The sequence below is a fragment of the Psychrobacter proteolyticus genome, from assembly GCF_039762275.1.
GTDB classification, from domain to species: domain Bacteria; phylum Pseudomonadota; class Gammaproteobacteria; order Pseudomonadales; family Moraxellaceae; genus Psychrobacter; species Psychrobacter proteolyticus_C.
Genome location: NZ_JBDLOB010000006.1, coordinates 114,164 through 131,683 on the forward strand (window position 1 = coordinate 114,164; position 17,520 = coordinate 131,683).

Consider the following 17,520-nt stretch of genomic DNA (forward strand, 5'->3'; position numbering starts at 1 on the left):
AGGAGTCTCCTTATTCGACAAAGCGGCCTTTGAGTGCAAATAAACCTTGTGGCCGCTTCTGAATGAACAGAATCACAAGAACCAACAATACTATTTTTGCCAATACCGCACCGATACCAATCTCGAGTACCGTACCACTCACACCAAGTCCTAAGGCTGCTAGTACTGCACCCCATACTTGACCGACACCGCCGACGACGACGACCAAAAACGTATCAATGATATAGGTTTGTCCCAAGTCAGGACCCACATTGCCTACTTGGGCAAGCGCGCAGCCTGCCATGCCTGCAAGTCCAGAGCCCAAACCAAACGCCATCATATCGATACGTGCAGAAGGAATACCAACTGCTTTTGCCATTTGGCGGTTTTGGGTGACTGCGCGTATAAATAATCCAAAGCGCGTTTTGTTGAGTAAGTACACCAGTAGCGCCACGATGATGACCGTAAAACCAATAATGGCGATGCGGTTATAAGGCAGTACAAGGCTGGATGACATCTGATATGCGCCGCTAAGCCACGCCACGTTACTGACTTCAACGTTTTGCGCACCAAAAATCATCCGTACTAATTGCATCAATATTAAGCTTACGCCGAATGTCGCCAGCAAGGTCTCTAGCTCGCGGCCATATAGCGGACGAATGACAATGCGCTCGATTATCATACCGATGATGGCACTGACTAAAAAAGCAGCTGGAATAGCAGCAAGCAAATACCAACCTGCCATATCTGGCATATAAGCTTGAAAGAAGTTTTGCACCATATAAGTGGTATAAGCCCCGATCATAATTAGCTCACCGTGCGCCATATTAATCACGCCAAGCAAACCAAAGGTAATGGCAAGACCAAGCGCCGCTAGCAGTAAAATACTGGCGGTACTCATACCGGTGAAGATATGACCTGTCCATGTACTGATTTCGATACGGCGTGACACGCTAGATTCAGCATCGATAAGTGCAGCTTTGAGCGAGGCATCTAAGTTATCCGTAGCAAGGGCAGATTCAATATCGACCAATACTTGTGGGTTATCACTATCAGCGAGTAGATTGACCGCTGCAATCTGAGTGGGCAAGTCACCGTTTTTAAAATCTATACGCGCCTGTAGTGCCGTTAGTGCCTTTTTGACTTTAGCGCTGTCTTCATTTACCGCTGCTGTCGCAATAATGGCTGGATCTACTTGGTCAATATTATCGGCCAAAATCTCTACAGCTTGTAGGCGCTGTGCGGGCTTGTCAGAAGCTAGCTTTACCTTGGCTTGACCAAAGATGAGTGCTGAGCGAAGTGCATTGGTTAGGGTGATTTGTGATAAATCACTTGGCCAATCGTCAGTCTCTTTTTTATCAGGATAAGTAAATAGCTGGTCATCTTTATTCAGTAGATACGTTTGTCCACCATTGCCTTGATATAGCTCATCATTGGCAATAAATTCAACCAAACTATCTAAACTCTCAACGGATCCTGGCCAATCACTTAGCATGGCTTGACGCTTACTAAAATCGCCGGCCACGAATTGTTGAATGGCATCACCTGAGCTTGTAGTTGCTGTTGAAATATTTGAGGTGCTGGCTTGAGTAGAAGTGGCTACGTTGACAGGTGTGACCAAAGATTGCTCACTATGAGCGATATCCGTATCGTGGTCATGTACCTGACCATCATGATCCGCATATGCTGTGGTGGTGAAGGTTGTTATGCATAATGCCATCAATGCAAGTAATCGCAGAGGCGCATAAATTGAAAAACGAGGCGCATACTGCATGACTTCACTGGCTGATGCTTGTGGGTTATTTCCATTTTTGGACGATGTTTGCCCTACAAACGGGCGTAAAGTATGGTGCTGCATGTGCGGCTCCCTGTTTTTCACAGACAACAAACCCTTAGCCACTACTACTTAACGTATTAAGCGATAGAAGAGTTGATAAGGTTTGGTGTTATTTAAAAGTTAAGAATAAGTGTTAAAAATAAATGTGAAAAGTAGGCGTTAGGACGGTTATTGGTATCGTTTATCCATCCGCCTACTATTCAATTACTATCCATGTGATTTTCAGTATCATTTTATTTTTAGGGCAGGTTATTTAGGAATGTACTCGCTCCATGGCTGGGCTTGGATGACCTCAGGCGTTTTGAAAATCGTATCAAACTGTCCATCAGCACGAATTTGACCAATCATGACAGGCTTCCATAGGTGATGGTTTTCTTCATCCATTTTTAGCGTGTAGCCAGAAGGTGCATCGAACGTTTGTCCCGCCATGCTAATACGTACTTTATCAACATCAGTCGTACCTGCTTTTTCGACAGCTTGCTTCCACATATTGATACCGACATAAGTCGCTTCCATTGGATCATTGGTCACGACTTTTTCAGCATTTGGTAGTTTTTGGTCCAATGCATACTGCTTATAGCGTTTGGTGAAGGCGCTGTTGGTTGGGTTTTTGATTGACATAAAGTAGTTCCACGCCGCTAAATGCCCTTGTAGCAGACTGGTATCGATACCGCGTAGCTCTTCTTCACCGACTGAGAATGCCATGACTGGAATGTCTGACGCTTTGATGCCTTGGTTCGCTAGTTCACGATAGAACGGAACGTTTGAATCACCGTTGATGGTCGAGATAACCGCGGTCTTTTTACCCGTTGAGAACTTTTTAACGTTAGATACGATGGTTTGATAATTGCTGAAACCAAATGGTGTGTACTCTTCCATGATGTCTGCATCAGCTACGCCTTTTGATTTCAAAAATGCCTTTAAAATCTGGTTGGTGGTGCGTGGATAGACGTAATCAGTACCTAGCAATACGAAGCGCTCTGCACCGCCGCCTTCTTCACTCATTAAATACTCTACTGCTGGAATAGCTTGCTGATTTGGTGCCGCACCAGTGTAAAAAATATTTTCTGATTGCTCTTGTCCTTCGTATTGCACTGGATAGAACATCAATCCGTTTAACTCTTCAACCACAGGCAACACGGATTTGCGTGATACCGATGTCCAACCGCCAAAGATGACATCTACTTTGTCTTGAGTGAGTAGCTGACGTGCTTTTTCAGCGAATAATGGCCAATCAGAAGCAGGGTCGACGACGACTGGTTCGAGTTGCTTACCGAGCACGCCGCCATTGGCATTGATTTCATCAATCGTCATCAATGCAGTATCTTTTAGAGAGGTTTCAGAGATGGCCATGGTGCCAGACAGTGAATGTAGTATGCCGACTTTGATAGTGTCGCCATCAGCAGCAGGCTCGGTGGTTGTCTCTGTGCTGGTTTCAGTTGTAGTCTCTGTTGATGCTGCAGTTTCGGCAGGTTTTTGACAACCAATAAGACTTAAGCTGCCAACGACGGCCACCGCTAGTAACGAAAAACGTGATTTTATTTTTCCGTGTGATTGAGGGTCTACTACTTGAGTGTTGGCTAAAATTGGTAACGAAAACATGGACATCTCCTAATAAATACAAAAGGTAAAATAATGTTCCTGAACACCTATTAAGAGTTCAAGTTCCGTGCCAAGTTAAAAAAGCCAATAATCGAGTAATAATTGAGCAATAATTAAGTTCTGTTTAATATATTCATTAATTTAGTGCAGGATGGTTAATAAATTGCACCATAAAGGGGAAATGAACAAAAAAATGGTGCAATATCAAAAACCAAATTTTTAAAACTGAATAGCTGCCACATGAGTAGATTTACCGTTAAAAGTGCTTCTTAATAAAAATGCTGCTTGCTAAAAGCATTTATTGCCAAAGACCTGCAAAACGGCTACGGTAATATCTTTAAGATAGTTACTATTTTGCGCGTTGAGCCAATGCGTGGCTGCCATGATGGACTTTACTGCTAAGGAATGATGTATGAACGCACAATTAACGGATTCGCCTGTCTCAACAAGCCATGGCAGCGTATTACCACCGCTTAATCAAATGACTAGATTTGCTATCCTGCCATTTGTACTTAGTAGTAGTGCTATTTTGGGATTGTCTTCGGCACAAGCAGCAGCCAGTAGTGTCGAGCAAGTGATCATTTATCAGGGGCTAGCGAGCGTGACGCGCGCATTACCAATAACAGGTAGCGGTGAGCAAACGGTGGTGTTTTCCTGCCTGTCACCTTATATGGATAAAGAAAGTCTAAGCGTACAAGCGACAGGTAGTGTCAACGTTGGGGAAGTCAGTATCGAAGAGCTGACAGGTGAGCAGGCAGCCCAGTGCCAGTACCAAGGTGACGCCAAGGTACAGACGCAGCAAAATACCCTAGCCAATATCAATGCTGAATTAGAAGCGGCACGATTAGCAAAGGCCTACTTGCAGAATTTGACCAAAGCCACGCAAGTCAATACAAATAGCACGATTGCCAATAATGCCCGCGATATAGAAACTCAAGCGACCAGTATTAACCAAAGGATTTTAGAGATTCAACAGCGTCAGGCGCGTGCTCAAGATGCACTTAATCAGCTTATGTCAGGCAGCGCGACATCGACCTTTAACAAGGTGACACAGGTGAGTGTACGTACGGCAAGTCGCTCGCCAAGTAGCGTTAAGTTGCATTATCAAGTGCAAGGTGCAGGTTGGGAGCCTGCGTATCAAGCTCGCCTAAACACAAACAGTGAGCAGTTAAGTATCACAGCTTCTGCGATTATCGCTCAGCAAACTGGCGAGAACTGGACAAACGTACCTCTGACACTCAGTACCGTGAACCCCAATCAAAGTACGACGGGGCAATTGCCGTATGTGCAGCGTCTGTCATTGTATGAAGAGAGCGAAGATGCCCGAGTAAGACGTGAGCTCCCTATGATGGATGCGTCCCCTGTTATGATGGAAGAGCCTGCTTATAACAAAGGAGCAGGGGCAGCTATGGCACCGCTACCTAATTTTACGGTCAGTAGCCAAAACAAGAATGGCATCATCGAGTATCGTTTACCGCAGTTGGTCAGTATTCCGAGTGACGGGAGACGCGTACGCACAGTGATTGGCGAGCAGGCAGGTAATAGTAAGCTCTGGATTCGCAGTACGCCAAGTGTTGAGACTGCTGCCTACTGGTATGCGTCAGCGCCGTTTTTGACGCCGGACTGGGTCGATGGTTCGCTACAGCTGTACCGTGATGACAATTATGTAGGTCAGTCGCGTTATAATTATCAAGTGCTAAAAGAGCAGGGAATTGGATTTGGTCGTGACTCAAATATGCTCGTAAAAGAGCTGACTAATGAAGATAAGCAAGGTGAAAAAGGTGTACTAAACCGTACGCAAACACTGACGACCACCAAAGCTTATCAATTTACCAATCAGCACAATCGCAACGTACGCTTGCAAGTACTGGGCAGTGAGCCTATCAGTCGTGACGATAGTTTAAAGGTTGCAATGACGCATACGCCGCCTGTAACTGAGCGAGATTGGAATGACAATCAAGGCATGGTAGCGTGGGAGTTTGACTTACCAAGTAAGCAATCAAAGGTAATACGTTCAACCTCCCAGATTAGTTATCCTGCCAATAAATTACTGACTGGCAATTAATGAGCACTGCCTGTAAGTGCTACCTTATTAATAAGTAAAGTCTGAAATAATATCTTTGCCTCTATTAAGAATTACCCGCATAACGAAAATTATTATAAAAGGAAAGCTATGTGTATTGTCGCTATTGCTTGGCAATTATTTGATGAGTTACCGCTGGTACTACTGTCTAACCGTGATGAGTTTTTGCAGCGCCCAACTGAGCCGCTCCACCAGTGGTTTGACCAACCTATTTATGCTGGACGTGATAAACAAAGCGGTGGTACGTGGTTAGGCATTCATCAGCAAGCATCGCCAGCGCAGAGTCCAGAGTATTATGAACAAAATGGTCGTTGGGCTGCGGTATTAAATTTTCGTGATGGAGTGCAAGCAAGCAGTGATGAGCGCTCACGTGGTGCACTGGTCACTGAATTCTTGACAGGGGCTCTAAGTCCGATGGATTTTGCACGGCAGATTGATTTGCAGGATTATGCGGGTTTTAATCTGATCATTGGTGACGCTGCGCAAGCTGTAATCGTCAATAATCGCGGTCATGCACCCACGCCATTATATGCAGGTCTACATGTTATTTCTAATGGTCAACCAGAGGACAGCTGGTTTAAGACAGAGCGGTTGCGCGGGCGACTACGTCAAGAAGTGCTGCCATTGATTGCGGAGGATAGCTCACCTGCGTACTGGCAAGCGGCGGCTTTCAATGTCTTGTCAGATAGTACCAAAGCACCAGAAGACAAATTGCCTGTGACTGGCGTGGCATTTGAAGTGGAGCAGATGCTGTCGTCTGTTTATATTGACCCCGTCGCTTTTAGCGACACTGAAACTAGCAAACCTACTTATGGTACCCGCACTCAAAGCATCTTAACGTTGCGCAAAGAGAGAGATACGGGAGCAAACTATAAGGCGAATATTATTAGCCGAGAGTTTGACAATCATAATCATAGTCACTAACAACGACTGTTAGTAGATTATAAAAAAACACCCACGGTAATTGCTAACATTCTAGCTACTATCGTGGGTGTTTTGCATTGTACTATTGAGTGACTCATTACATCAGCAAGTGATTATTTTGCTCAGGAATGATCAGCTCTTGCTTTAGGGGGAGTTCGCGTACCAATTCTTGTAAGGCACGACGATAAACGCCTCGTTTAAAGTGAATCACTTGTCCGAGTGGATACCAGTAGCTGACCCATTGCCAATGGTCAAATTCAGGTTTCCCTTCATCAAAGCGGATATGTTGAGTATTTGGCTCATCTAAGCGTAGCAAAAACCATTTTTGTTTTTGCCCAATACATAAGGGATGCTGACCATGACGTACATAACGTTTTGGCAAACGATAGCGCAACCAGTCTTGCGTGACTGCCAATAAGTCTACGTGACGCGGATGTAAGCCGACCTCTTCCCAGAGCTCGCGATACATTGCATCCATCGGCGTCTCCCCGCGGTCGATACCACCCTGCGGAAATTGCCAAGCGTTGTGACCAATACGTTTTGCCCACAGAACCTGCCCTTGTGTATTTGCCAAGATGATGCCGACGTTGGCGCGAAAGCCGTCTGCATCTATCATGACTAAACCTTTTAATTTGTTTAAAAATAGCTTGTTTTGACTTGAAACCGTGACAGCAATCGTAATTATTATAAGGTGATTGTTATCGATATTCGCTCAAAACAAGATTCATTACCGTTATTAAACCAAGAAACAAGCAAAATGTGTAACAGTATTTTGCTATAAAATGTTTCACGAGTTTTACCTTTTAAAATCAACTATTTATAAGTAGACTTTTGTAGGTTTTTATACGACACTTTTAGGCAAGTGTCGAAGAGTAGTAATAGGCGCATGGACATACGATTATTCAGTAAACTATCGAACTCCACTATTTCGATATGTATAAAGTGATAAAAGTACAGATTTCACTGGTGAGTTAGTAGCAAAACAATGAGCCTATAAAATCTTGCTTTGGCTTATGCTACACTAGCTGGGCAATATATCATTCACACAATAATAATAGGCAATACGCCATTTAAAATAAGGATCATCTACAATGTCAGAATCAAAAGCAAGCGTCATATGGCAAGAGAACAAAGCCTTTATGGGTGTGTCACCATCAGGACATAATGTACAAATCGATGCTGATAAAGAGAAAGGCTCAAGCCCGATGGAGCTGATTTTGTTAGGACTAGGTGGTTGCGCCAGTTATGATGTCGTAGAGATTTTACAAAAATCACGCCAAGCAGTGACGGATGTACGTTGTGAGCTAACTGCCCAGCGCGCTGAAACCGTACCAGCGGTCTATACTGATATTCATATGCATTTCATTGTCACTGGTCAAGAGGTCAAAGAAAAACAGGTCGAAAAAGCCATCCAGTTATCAGCAGAAAAATACTGTTCTGCCAGCCGTATGCTAGTAGCAGGTGGGGTCAATATCACCCATGACTTTGAAGTGGTTGCAGGCTAGGGACTTATATAATGATAAGTGCATTCTTTGAGTTGGTAACTGATAAAGTGGCGTCTGCCATTTTGGCCATGGTGGTAGCAAGCCTACTACCATGGGCGGTGTCGATTGTTGCAAAAGTATCTGGTGGCTTTAGAATCAGAAATAATGCACATCCTCGCGAATTTTTTCAAAATGCGACAGGCATGGCAGCACGTGCTAATGCAGCACAACAAAACAGCTATGAAACCTTGCCAGTGTTTTTGGCGGCAGTATTGGTAGCTATGCTGTTCTTTGTACCGCAGTCGATTATCAACGTATTGGCTTGGTTGTATGTGATGATACGAATTGGTTTTTGTGTGGCGTATATTACTAATTTGGCAATGTTCCGCTCTATCCTCTGGGTATTATCAATGGCCTGCTGTCTAATGCTATTTTATTTAGCGATACGAGTCAGCGTCTAGGGCATGCCCTCAATTCAAATGACAGTTATCTAAACGGATTAAAAATGGCTAAATTTTGCCAAACAGCGTCAAATCGCTTGCTAGTATCTCGATATTATCTACGCTATTTTTCTCGTTTAACGGCAATTTATCTCATCTTTATCTCTATTTTTGAAATGAGGACACACCCTAGTAAAAATACCCGTAACCGCCAAAATGCTCAAATACAAGCAGGTGATTAATCTCGTACGCTTGCTTGTAGTGCGCTAATAATCACCGCTTTATTTTTTTCTCGTTTAATACCTTCCCACACTGTTTGTGCCTCAACATAGCCTTTGGTGAGCATACCGAGCCATTGCTTATAGCGTCCGACTAACACCACATCGTTCTTTGCTTCACCTTCTAAAAACTTGATCTGATGGGCAATTAAATCTTGCCATAATAATGTAGCTGTATTCTCTATGCTGTCAGTACTGTTTTCAGTATCATTATCAACCTGTGCCACTAAATCAGGACGCGTTACTGCGCCGCGACCTAACATCAAATGCGGTGTACCTGCTTGCATCATACAGTTTTGCGCATGCTCGATGTTCCAAATTTCTCCATTGGCAATGACTGGAATATCGAGCGCATTAAAGCTCTGGATTTTGTCCCAATAGGCAGGCGGCTTATAGCCTTGGGTCTTAGTGCGTGCATGAATGGTTAGCCAGTCAGCACCGCTATCGTTAATTGCGCCTTGGATATCATCCATTCGGCTGGTGTCGGTATAGCCCAGACGAATCTTAGCAGATACTGGTATGTGGGCGGGAACGGCTTGGCGTACGGCACTGATAATCTGATACATGGTTTCAGGTTCATCTAACAATACAGAACCACCGCGATGGCTGTTGACCGTTTTTGCAGGACAGCCAAAGTTTATATCAATAGCAGGCGCACCAAGCTCACAAGCGTACGCTGCGTTTTCGGCCATAAGCTGTGCTTCGCTACCCAAAATCTGTACATGAATGGGCGTACCAGAGGCCGTTTTGGCATCATGATGTAGCTCAGGCACATATTTATAAAACACGTGCGCAGGCAAGACGTGTTGAGTGATGCGAATAAATTCACTCACTGACCAATCATAAGGACGGCCCAAGTCAGACGCAATTTGGGTTAAGATTTGGCGCATTAATGGATCGGTCAAGCCCTCCATAGGCGCGAGCAAACGCACGGGAGCTGCAAATAACTGATTAATAGTATTTTGACGCGTTTGAAGTTGCTGGCTATTATTCATGCTGGTGATTCACTGCTAAAGGGTCGTTATAAGAAAGATTGAATAAAACTTGAGGCTGACAGAGGTGTAGGGTAATTAAGTATTACCAAAAATCACTTTTTTACCCGTCTGTAATCCTGATATCAAGTCTTTAATATTATGAATATCCAAATTGCTTTGCGCACGAGTACAGGCGACATAAAGCAAACGCAGCTCTTCTGGACTGATCTTGACTGCATTGGTGGTCACATCGTAGTAAAAATCATCGTCTAACTGCACTTTTCCCCATTCGAGCCCTTTGGCTTTATGAGCAGTAGAGATGACATAGTCAGCATTTTCAATACTGGTCAGACTATTGACCGCTTGACTCAAGACATTGGTACCATGGTCATCGACCAGTTTGACCAGTGTTTTTAGATCACTACCCTCGTTGGTCTCAGCGTATTCTTGTACATCACCCCAATTATAAAAATAAGCTAGCTCAGGTACACCGTAAGCCGATTTACCATTTTTTAAGTTTTCGGCTGCCTGACAGAATTTGAGCATACGGTCGGTATCTGCTTGTAGCGCCACGCGATGCCCGTGCTTTAGCCCTGTCAACAGTTGCGACATAGCAGCAGCATTGGTACGGCACAAAATAGCATCTTTTTTACTATGTACCATGCCCTTGTCGGTAGAGGACTGTTTATTCGGATTGCCTTTTAGCGGTACGTCCTCTTGTAGTGCTTTTAATAGAGTATTGGCCACTTCTGCAATCGGCTCACCAAAGCGAAAAGACTGTGTCAATAATGTCTGCGGCAATGGCAACTTTTTCATCGCATTGACCGCGCCGCGCCATTCATAAATCTGCTGGTGTGCATCGCCCACATAGATGACTTGTCTCGACTGCTGAGTCAAGATACCCATCATCAAGGGATCGGCATCTTGGGCTTCATCAAATAAGATAAAGTCCGCTGGAATACTGGGCTTAGACAACGCCCAAAGCTTGAGATAAATATCATGGCCAATACCAGCAGGGTGACGCGCATCAATCGACTGTAACCAGCGCTGCTCAACAGCAGGGTAGAGCATCTCGCGTAACTGTTCTGCATCTGAGTCATCGAGCCAACTTGGGAAGAGTATGTGCCTTGGCGCAGGGTAGCTGGCATGCGTGCTGCAAAAATTACTTACTGCATCGCTGACGAACCGAGACAATCGTGCGGGTGTCAGCGTAATGTATTTATTAACCCCATCCATTTGTCGACGCACTTGCACAGGCTGTAGTCCCAAATCATCACCGAGGCGCTTGGGTGAAAAGCGCGGCAAAGATAGTTTGGCGGTAATATCACGAGCAACATGACGATAAGCTAGTGAATGAAAAGTACGGCACTCTACATGCGGCGGAAACTTTGAACGAGCATCATTGGCAATCGCTTTGTTAAAGGCCAGATATAGGCCGCGTCCGCGTAGGCGCTCACCGATTAGCTTGAGCGTCGTTGTCTTACCGGCGCCCGCATAAGCGACCACTTTAAACGACTTATGATCCATCGCCATATTCAGCGCGCTCAGCTGCTCGTCAGTGGGATCGCTCATATAAGCTGGCATAGATGCGGACATAATAAAGCTACCTAAATACAAAAATTGATTAAAAACAAAAGGGGCAAAAAAAGCCACTGGGTAAACAATGGCTTATAGATGATGGTGATGCTAAAACGTGATAATAAGCAATCAGCTTACTAATGAGGCAAGAATAAAACGGTGTAATGGTAGTTTAACGCATAGCTATATGTAATCAATAACTTTATTTTAGATTAGACTGGTAAGTGTTTTATTCTTTGTCTGTCGATATGAGAGTAGGACTGGGCTCTTCTTTGATTAGAATCTTCGCCAAAAATAAACCAAGCTCAAACAACAACCACATCGGAATCGCTAGCATGAGCATCGATACGCCATCTGGCGGCGTGACAACAGCAGCCACAGCAAAACAGCCCACAATGATATAACGACGTTTTTCTTCTAAGCTCTGAATGGAGACAATGCCTGCCAATATCAATAGCAAAGTGACGACTGGAATCTCAAAGGTTAAGCCAAATACCATGAATAGTTTTAAGGCAAAACTGAGATAGCTGTCGATATCCGTCATGGGTAGTACGTTTTGCGGGGCAAACATGATAAAGAACTTTAAGACCCCTTTGAGCACAACAAAGTAAGAAAAAGCCACGCCAGCATAAAACAAAAATATAGAAGATAGCAGCACTGGAATAGCGATTTTCTTTTCTTTTTTATACAAGCCGGGCGCTACAAATGACCAAATTTGATAAAGAATGTAGGGCATCGCCAAAAACGCGGCTACAAATACGGTCAGACGTATTGGCGCCATAAAGTTTGACGTGATATCAGTGGCAATCATGGTCGAGTTGGCAGGTAACTGCGCAACTAGTGGATCAGACAACAAGTTGTATAGCTCGCGCGAATAGCCGACCAAACCTAAAAATATTATCAGTACTGCCACACATATTTTGATCAAATGCCGACGCAGCTCAATCAAATGCTCGGTAATAGGCATATCAGCCAAAGGGCTTAAAACATCCTCTGATTTTTTATCTTGAGTGGTACTAGTTTTTGTTTCAGTATCTTGATCAATGACATTTGGGTCAGTAATGGCAGAAACAGCGATTTTCTCTTGACGACTTTTTTTGCGTTTGAGTAGTTGCATCAATCAGTCTCCTGCTTATGGTCAGAAGTCTGCATGTTGGCAGGACTGTTGAGTAGGGCGTCCGCTTTATAATTTGGCACATATGGCGGCATTGGGAGCCGACGTGCTTTATCATAAGCGCCCAGTCGAAACCACATGTTTTCCCATGGACGGGTAGTGATGGTCTGAACAACTGGCGCTGCCTTGGCGTTATCGCTCACATTTGGATCATCTACATTTGGATCATTTATATTGCCACCGCTGTGACCGCGCTTCGATAATTGACCATTTTCTAATGTATCTGGCTGCTCTTCAGTGGCATAAGCATAGTCGAATGCTTTTGGCGTAGCTGGTTGCTGTTTTTGTGTGCGGTTATTTTCATGAGCTTCGTCACCCTTACTATTTTCAGCATTCGTAGATGCTTCAGAAGCTATCGAAGCAGGACTATGTGAGCTTTCAAAAGCTTTCATATTGCCGCGCATTTCAGCCATTTCACGCCTCATCTCAGCTTCGGTCTGGCGAATTTTGGCAAGTTCTTTCTGCATTTGCTGACGTGTCTCAGCCAAGTCAAGCTCAGCCTCTATTTCAGATTGCAATGTTGAGACTGTACGGCGAATTTTGGCGTACCATTGCCCAGCCGTGCGCGCTGCCTGCGGCAGTTTTTCTGGGCCCAGTACGATTAGGGCGATAACGCCAAAGAGAAGTAGTTCAGAAAACCCGATATCAAACATAATGGTCCGATGTCACTGTTTAGATGCTATACGTTATGCTTATCATCAACCTTGGTGGTTGAGCGCTCTTCAGTGTGTGCCGTCGCATCGTGGTCAAGAACCGCGTGTTTTTTGGCATGCTCTGTATTTTCATCTTTAACAGCTTCTTTAAAACCTTTGACCGCACCGCCCAAATCTTTACCAGCATTTCTGAGTTTTGAGGTGCCAAACACGACAACGACAACGACCAATAGTATCAGCCAATGTGTAATAGAAAAACTACCCATAATGGTATCCTTGTGACCTGGTTTTGTGACCTGATTTTGTGACTTGGTTTTCAGTCTTTATACGCCTGCTTTTAGTTTGCAAAAGGGTCTATCTAGCAAACAAAAAGCATCGACATATAATGCGAGATAAAACAGAGCTATATTATAACCTGCACTTATTACAAATAGGTGAAAGCAACAATAATCCAATAAAATAGACGTTTATTTTTTATTTAGGCTTATCTAGCGGCTTTTTCATCGATACCGGATAACCCAAAACGTCTGCCTAGCTCATTTAACACAGCATCCGACTCTATATCAAACCATGCCAGTCCAACCAAGGTATGGAACCAGACATCGGCAACTTCATAGATCAGCTCATGACGCGCTTCATCGTAGCTTGCTTTGTCTGTACTCTCATCGCAGTTAGCAAAATCTTTGGCAGCGATGATACTTTCTGTACTCTCTTCACCAACTTTTTCTAATATCTTATTTAATCCTTTGGCATACAGACTGGCCACATAAGAGCTGTCGGCATCGGCTTGTTTGCGCTCTGCTAATACGCTATCAAGCTGCTGCAATACAGAGGCTTTATCGACTTGTGCTTGAGTAATATCAGATTGTGCTTGGATGGTATCAGAATCAGTATTCGCGCCAGTGTTTTCCGTTTCATGAGTGTTGCTAGTAGATTCATGAGTGTGATAAATATCCGCAGGGTCTTTCAATACTTTATCGACGGTCTGCCACTCAGGCGTTTGGCCTGACAAATCCAACCGCTGATAAAAGCACGACTCACGTCCCGTATGGCAAGCAATGCCACCAGCCTGAGTGACACTAAGCACAATCACATCTGCATCACAGTCTAGACGAATATCATGCACAGTTTGCGTATGACCTGATGACTCACCTTTATGCCACAGCTTGGCACGCGAGCGTGAAAAATAAACCGCTGTCTGTGTTTGTGCGGTGAGCTGTAATGCCTCTGCATTCATCCATGCCATCATCAAAATACGACCTGTCTGATGATCTTGAGCAATTGCAGGAATCAAACCATCAGCATTAAAAGTTACGGCAGTCAGCCAAGCAGGTAAAGTCATAATGTATTTGTCGTCTTATAGGTAGAAAGTGAAAAAGAGTGATAAGCAATTATACTACTTATGATTAAAGCGGGGAGATTATCTGAAATGCTTTGCAAGATGCTGACAGCTAGCAATATGATATCAACTAAATGCGCTATAGAGTGCAAGTATGCTAAATGACAGCATACTATTTATAACAAGCGATTCTACAGTCTAAATAAATGCGGATACAGCGCTTCTTTGATCGTATTATCAAGCTTGGTCACTTTATTGAGGTTAAAGTCGTAACCTCTAAAATGCTGGCGCGCTTTTGCTACTATTTCGCCCGTATGCATCCGCGTGACCTTTAGTATTATATTACCGCCATTATCATATATTGGCTCAACACCAACTTCAAATAACAGCTCTTCTCGTACGCGGATACGGCTCACAATATCTAGCTGCAATTTATCTATAATCAAGCCTTGATGGTCTGCATTGATTTCTCTGATACCTTTAGCGTATAGAAATCTTAGCCGTGCTTCGGACAATAGCGCTGTCAGAGATTCTACCGTCATATGCTGTCCTGCGTCGGCTTCCGTATGACGTACACGCATCACTGTCTCAAAAACAAACAAGTCGTCGTCGAATACTAACTCTTGTTTTGACACACTATCTCCTAGAGTGATGGCCAAAGATTGTTTTATTTACCATGCCGTAAGTTAGCAGCACTGTTATCGTTGTAGCTATGCATTCCAGCCTAAATATTCATGATGAATAAGCGGGTTTTAATAGTATTTATATAAAGATATAGCTCAGTCTCTACTTAAGCACAGCTTAGGCTGACATTCAATCTATTTGGAGAAAAATTAGCCATTTTATTGGCGCTTTTAGGAGAGCCGCTATCGCTTATTTGATGCTGATTACTTGTCTATATTGTCTACTAAAACCTCGCCAAAACTTTACTTGGCAAAACAAGGCACTATCTGCTAAAATAGCGCCTCCCACCTCGAGGCAAATAGAGGTTTAGTGGTTATTTATATAACGATTATTCAGTGTGACTATTTGACGACCAGGTTCTAAAACAGAAAAAGAGGCAAATCATCATGAAAGTTAAGATGAAAACCAGAAGCGGCGCAGCTAAACGCTTCAAAAAAACAGCGAATGGCTTCAAGCGTAAGCAAGCATTCAAAAGCCATATTTTGACCAAGAAATCAGCTAAGCGTATTCGCCAATTGCGTGGTCTTAAGTTGGTGCACAAGTCTGACGAAGCAGCAGTTCGTCGTATGTGCCCATATATTTAATAGCCTACCGTCATCTATCTTTGATTGAAAATATTTGACTTCGCAATCTGACAATGATGTTTGTTATTTAACGGCATCATCACTCGCTTAACAGTGATTAAAAAATCTTGGAGTAAATTATGGCCCGTGTAAAACGTGGTGTACAGGCAAATCGCCGTCACAAAAAAATCTTAAAGCGCGCAAAAGGCTACTACGGTGCCCGTTCACGTGTTTACCGCGTAGCGGTACAGGCAGTGACCAAAGCTGGTCAATATGCTTATCGTGACCGTCGCAACAAGAAACGTACTTTCCGTCGTCTTTGGATCGCACGTATCAATGCTGGTGCACGCTTAAACGGCTTAAGCTATAGCCGCTTCATCAATGGCATGAAAAAAGCAAACATCGCAATCGATCGTCGCGTTCTAGCAGACATCGCTATGCATGATGCAGCGACTTTCACAGCATTGGTCGAAAAAGCAAAAGCGGAATTGGCCTAAATATTAACCGTCCTTTAGGTATGATGCTTTTAAATAATTATTTATAAGCAATTGTCTAAATGGACAGGACTAATATTGATTAATAGTATGATATTAATAAAAGCTACCGCTGGTCGGTGGCTTTTTTTATATTAAATTATTTTAAGCGTGCTCTATATTGAACTTTGTTGAGTAAAAATACGCTTATCATTGTCTAAATATTCAAGCCATTCTTATAACCAGCCTTTATATTAATCTTTTATATAAACATAACTGGATAAATGGTTTGCAATATTTGGTCAAATCCCTACAATTAATAGTCCGTTCAAATCAGGAATAATGCGTCTTATGACTAACCCTGCTGCCACCAACGACTTGTCGGCGCTACCGACCTTGTCTTCAGAGCTCAATGAGCTTACCGAAGCTCAGCTTACCGAATTTGCAAATGCTGCTGAAGCTCTAATCCTACAAGTAACTGATGCGCGCACACTACAAGATTTGCGTGTGCAATTGACTGGTAAAAAGAGTCCGTTAACGGGCTGGTCAAAGCAGATGGGCAAGCTTGATGCTGATGATAAAAAAACTTATGGCGGCTGGTTGCATCAAGTACGTAGCCGCATTCAGCAAGCACTAACAGACCAACAGCAGCAACTAGAAGTCGCAGCGCTCAATGCCAAGCTAGAAAGCGAGAGTATTGATATCACTTTGCCTGCTCGTGGTGGGCAAAAAGGTCATCTGCATCCAGTAACTATGATTACTCAGCGTATGCAGCAGTATTTTATTCAAGCGGGCTTCAATGTTGCAACTGGCCCTGAAGTCGAGAGCGACTACTATAATTTTGAAGCGTTGAATATCCCGTCGCACCATCCTGCGCGCGCGATGCACGATACCTTTTATTTTGATGCGCATTATCTATTGCGTACGCATACCAGTCCTGTCCAGATTCGTACCATGGAAAAAAATGAGCCGCCGATTCGCATCATTTGCCCAGGCCGTGTTTATCGTAATGACTCAGATCAAACTCATTCGCCGATGTTCCATCAGCTAGAAGGACTTATGGTCACCGAGTCGAGCACTTTTGCTGAGCTAAAAGGTTTGATTAGTGAATTTCTAGAAGCATTTTTTGCCAAAGAGTTGACCGTACGTTTCCGTCCTTCGTTTTTCCCATTCACTGAGCCTTCTGCAGAAGTGGATATCTTAGATGATAATGGCAAATGGCTTGAAGTGATGGGTTGCGGCATGGTGCATCCACAAGTATTGACCAATTGCGGTATTGATAGCGATAAATACACTGGCTTTGCTTTTGGTATGGGTATCGAGCGCTTTGCGATGCTGTATTACGGTATTGATGACTTGCGCTTATTTTTCCAAAATGACGTGCGCTTCTTAAAGCAATTTGGCTAGAGTTTTCCTTATATCTATATAGTCAGTTCAAGATAATTTAGATACAAG

The 17,520-nt window shown here is 43.6% G+C and carries 17 protein-coding genes; 7 read left to right on the top strand and 10 right to left on the bottom strand.

Annotation, left to right across the window (positions count from 1 at the left end; genetic code table 11):
* Positions 1-10: 10 nt before the first annotated feature.
* Together urtB and urtA are read right to left on the bottom strand one after the other, a co-directional pair.
* Positions 11-1,837, bottom strand: coding sequence for an urea ABC transporter permease subunit UrtB (gene urtB / locus ABFV72_RS10490; protein WP_431192098.1), 1,827 nt, complete (start codon positions 1,835-1,837; stop codon positions 11-13).
* 228 nt (positions 1,838-2,065) lie between these two features.
* Positions 2,066-3,418, bottom strand: a complete 1,353-nt coding sequence (gene urtA / locus ABFV72_RS10495; protein WP_347163574.1) for an urea ABC transporter substrate-binding protein — start codon at positions 3,416-3,418, stop codon at positions 2,066-2,068.
* Positions 3,419-3,830: 412 nt separating this feature from the next.
* Here urtA and ABFV72_RS10500 point away from each other — a divergent pair, with 412 nt between their 5' ends.
* Both ABFV72_RS10500 and ABFV72_RS10505 read left to right on the top strand, forming a co-directional pair.
* Positions 3,831-5,483, top strand: a complete 1,653-nt coding sequence (locus ABFV72_RS10500) for a DUF4139 domain-containing protein (RefSeq protein WP_347163575.1) — start codon at positions 3,831-3,833, stop codon at positions 5,481-5,483.
* Between the two features lie 108 nt (positions 5,484-5,591).
* Positions 5,592-6,425, top strand: a complete 834-nt coding sequence (locus ABFV72_RS10505; protein WP_347163576.1) for an NRDE family protein — start codon at positions 5,592-5,594, stop codon at positions 6,423-6,425.
* 97 nt (positions 6,426-6,522) lie between these two features.
* On the opposite strand, the gene ABFV72_RS10510 is transcribed toward ABFV72_RS10505, so the two are convergent.
* Positions 6,523-7,041, bottom strand: coding sequence for an RNA pyrophosphohydrolase (locus ABFV72_RS10510; RefSeq protein WP_057761956.1), 519 nt, complete (start codon positions 7,039-7,041; stop codon positions 6,523-6,525).
* A gap of 475 nt (positions 7,042-7,516) precedes the next feature.
* Between ABFV72_RS10510 and ABFV72_RS10515 the strand changes: the two genes are divergently transcribed.
* Together ABFV72_RS10515 and ABFV72_RS10520 are read left to right on the top strand one after the other, a co-directional pair.
* Positions 7,517-7,930, top strand: a complete 414-nt coding sequence (locus ABFV72_RS10515) for an OsmC family protein (RefSeq protein WP_201549050.1) — start codon at positions 7,517-7,519, stop codon at positions 7,928-7,930.
* Positions 7,931-7,941: 11 nt separating this feature from the next.
* Entirely contained in the window at positions 7,942-8,370 is a 429-nt protein-coding gene (locus ABFV72_RS10520) for an MAPEG family protein (RefSeq protein WP_406947838.1), read from the top strand.
* Between the two features lie 217 nt (positions 8,371-8,587).
* Here ABFV72_RS10520 and ABFV72_RS10525 read toward each other — a convergent pair whose 3' ends face one another.
* The 7 genes from ABFV72_RS10525 to ABFV72_RS10555 all read right to left on the bottom strand — a co-directional run bounded on the left by ABFV72_RS10525 (position 8,588) and on the right by ABFV72_RS10555 (position 14,980).
* The gene (locus ABFV72_RS10525; RefSeq protein WP_347163578.1) at positions 8,588-9,622 is read right to left on the bottom strand and encodes a tRNA dihydrouridine synthase; all 1,035 of its coding nucleotides are present in this window, start codon (positions 9,620-9,622) and stop codon (positions 8,588-8,590) included.
* Between the two features lie 75 nt (positions 9,623-9,697).
* Entirely contained in the window at positions 9,698-11,197 is a 1,500-nt protein-coding gene (locus ABFV72_RS10530) for a UvrD-helicase domain-containing protein (protein WP_057761950.1), read from the bottom strand.
* 211 nt (positions 11,198-11,408) lie between these two features.
* A complete protein-coding gene (tatC, locus tag ABFV72_RS10535) occupies positions 11,409-12,146 on the bottom strand; it encodes a twin-arginine translocase subunit TatC (protein ID WP_431192100.1) in 738 nt (245 codons plus the stop codon).
* 149 nt (positions 12,147-12,295) lie between these two features.
* Positions 12,296-13,006 carry a Sec-independent protein translocase protein TatB gene (gene tatB, locus ABFV72_RS10540; protein WP_347163582.1) on the bottom strand — a complete coding sequence of 237 codons (711 nt, stop codon included), beginning with the start codon at positions 13,004-13,006 and terminating at the stop codon, positions 12,296-12,298.
* A gap of 26 nt (positions 13,007-13,032) precedes the next feature.
* Positions 13,033-13,272 carry a Sec-independent protein translocase subunit TatA gene (gene tatA, locus ABFV72_RS10545; protein ID WP_057761945.1) on the bottom strand — a complete coding sequence of 80 codons (240 nt, stop codon included), beginning with the start codon at positions 13,270-13,272 and terminating at the stop codon, positions 13,033-13,035.
* A 218-nt stretch (positions 13,273-13,490) separates the two neighbouring features.
* Positions 13,491-14,348, bottom strand: coding sequence for a phosphoribosyl-AMP cyclohydrolase (gene hisI, locus ABFV72_RS10550; protein ID WP_347163583.1), 858 nt, complete (start codon positions 14,346-14,348; stop codon positions 13,491-13,493).
* Between the two features lie 188 nt (positions 14,349-14,536).
* The gene (locus tag ABFV72_RS10555) at positions 14,537-14,980 is read right to left on the bottom strand and encodes an acyl-CoA thioesterase (protein ID WP_347163585.1); all 444 of its coding nucleotides are present in this window, start codon (positions 14,978-14,980) and stop codon (positions 14,537-14,539) included.
* Positions 14,981-15,415: 435 nt separating this feature from the next.
* On the opposite strand from ABFV72_RS10555, the gene rpmI reads away from it, so the two are divergent.
* The 3 genes from rpmI to pheS all read left to right on the top strand — a co-directional run bounded on the left by rpmI (position 15,416) and on the right by pheS (position 17,472).
* Positions 15,416-15,613, top strand: a complete 198-nt coding sequence (gene rpmI / locus ABFV72_RS10560; protein WP_057761939.1) for a 50S ribosomal protein L35 — start codon at positions 15,416-15,418, stop codon at positions 15,611-15,613.
* Between the two features lie 119 nt (positions 15,614-15,732).
* Entirely contained in the window at positions 15,733-16,089 is a 357-nt protein-coding gene (gene rplT, locus ABFV72_RS10565; RefSeq protein ID WP_011281252.1) for a 50S ribosomal protein L20, read from the top strand.
* Positions 16,090-16,416: 327 nt separating this feature from the next.
* Entirely contained in the window at positions 16,417-17,472 is a 1,056-nt protein-coding gene (gene pheS / locus ABFV72_RS10570) for a phenylalanine--tRNA ligase subunit alpha (protein ID WP_347163587.1), read from the top strand.
* Positions 17,473-17,520: the final 48 nt, after the last annotated feature.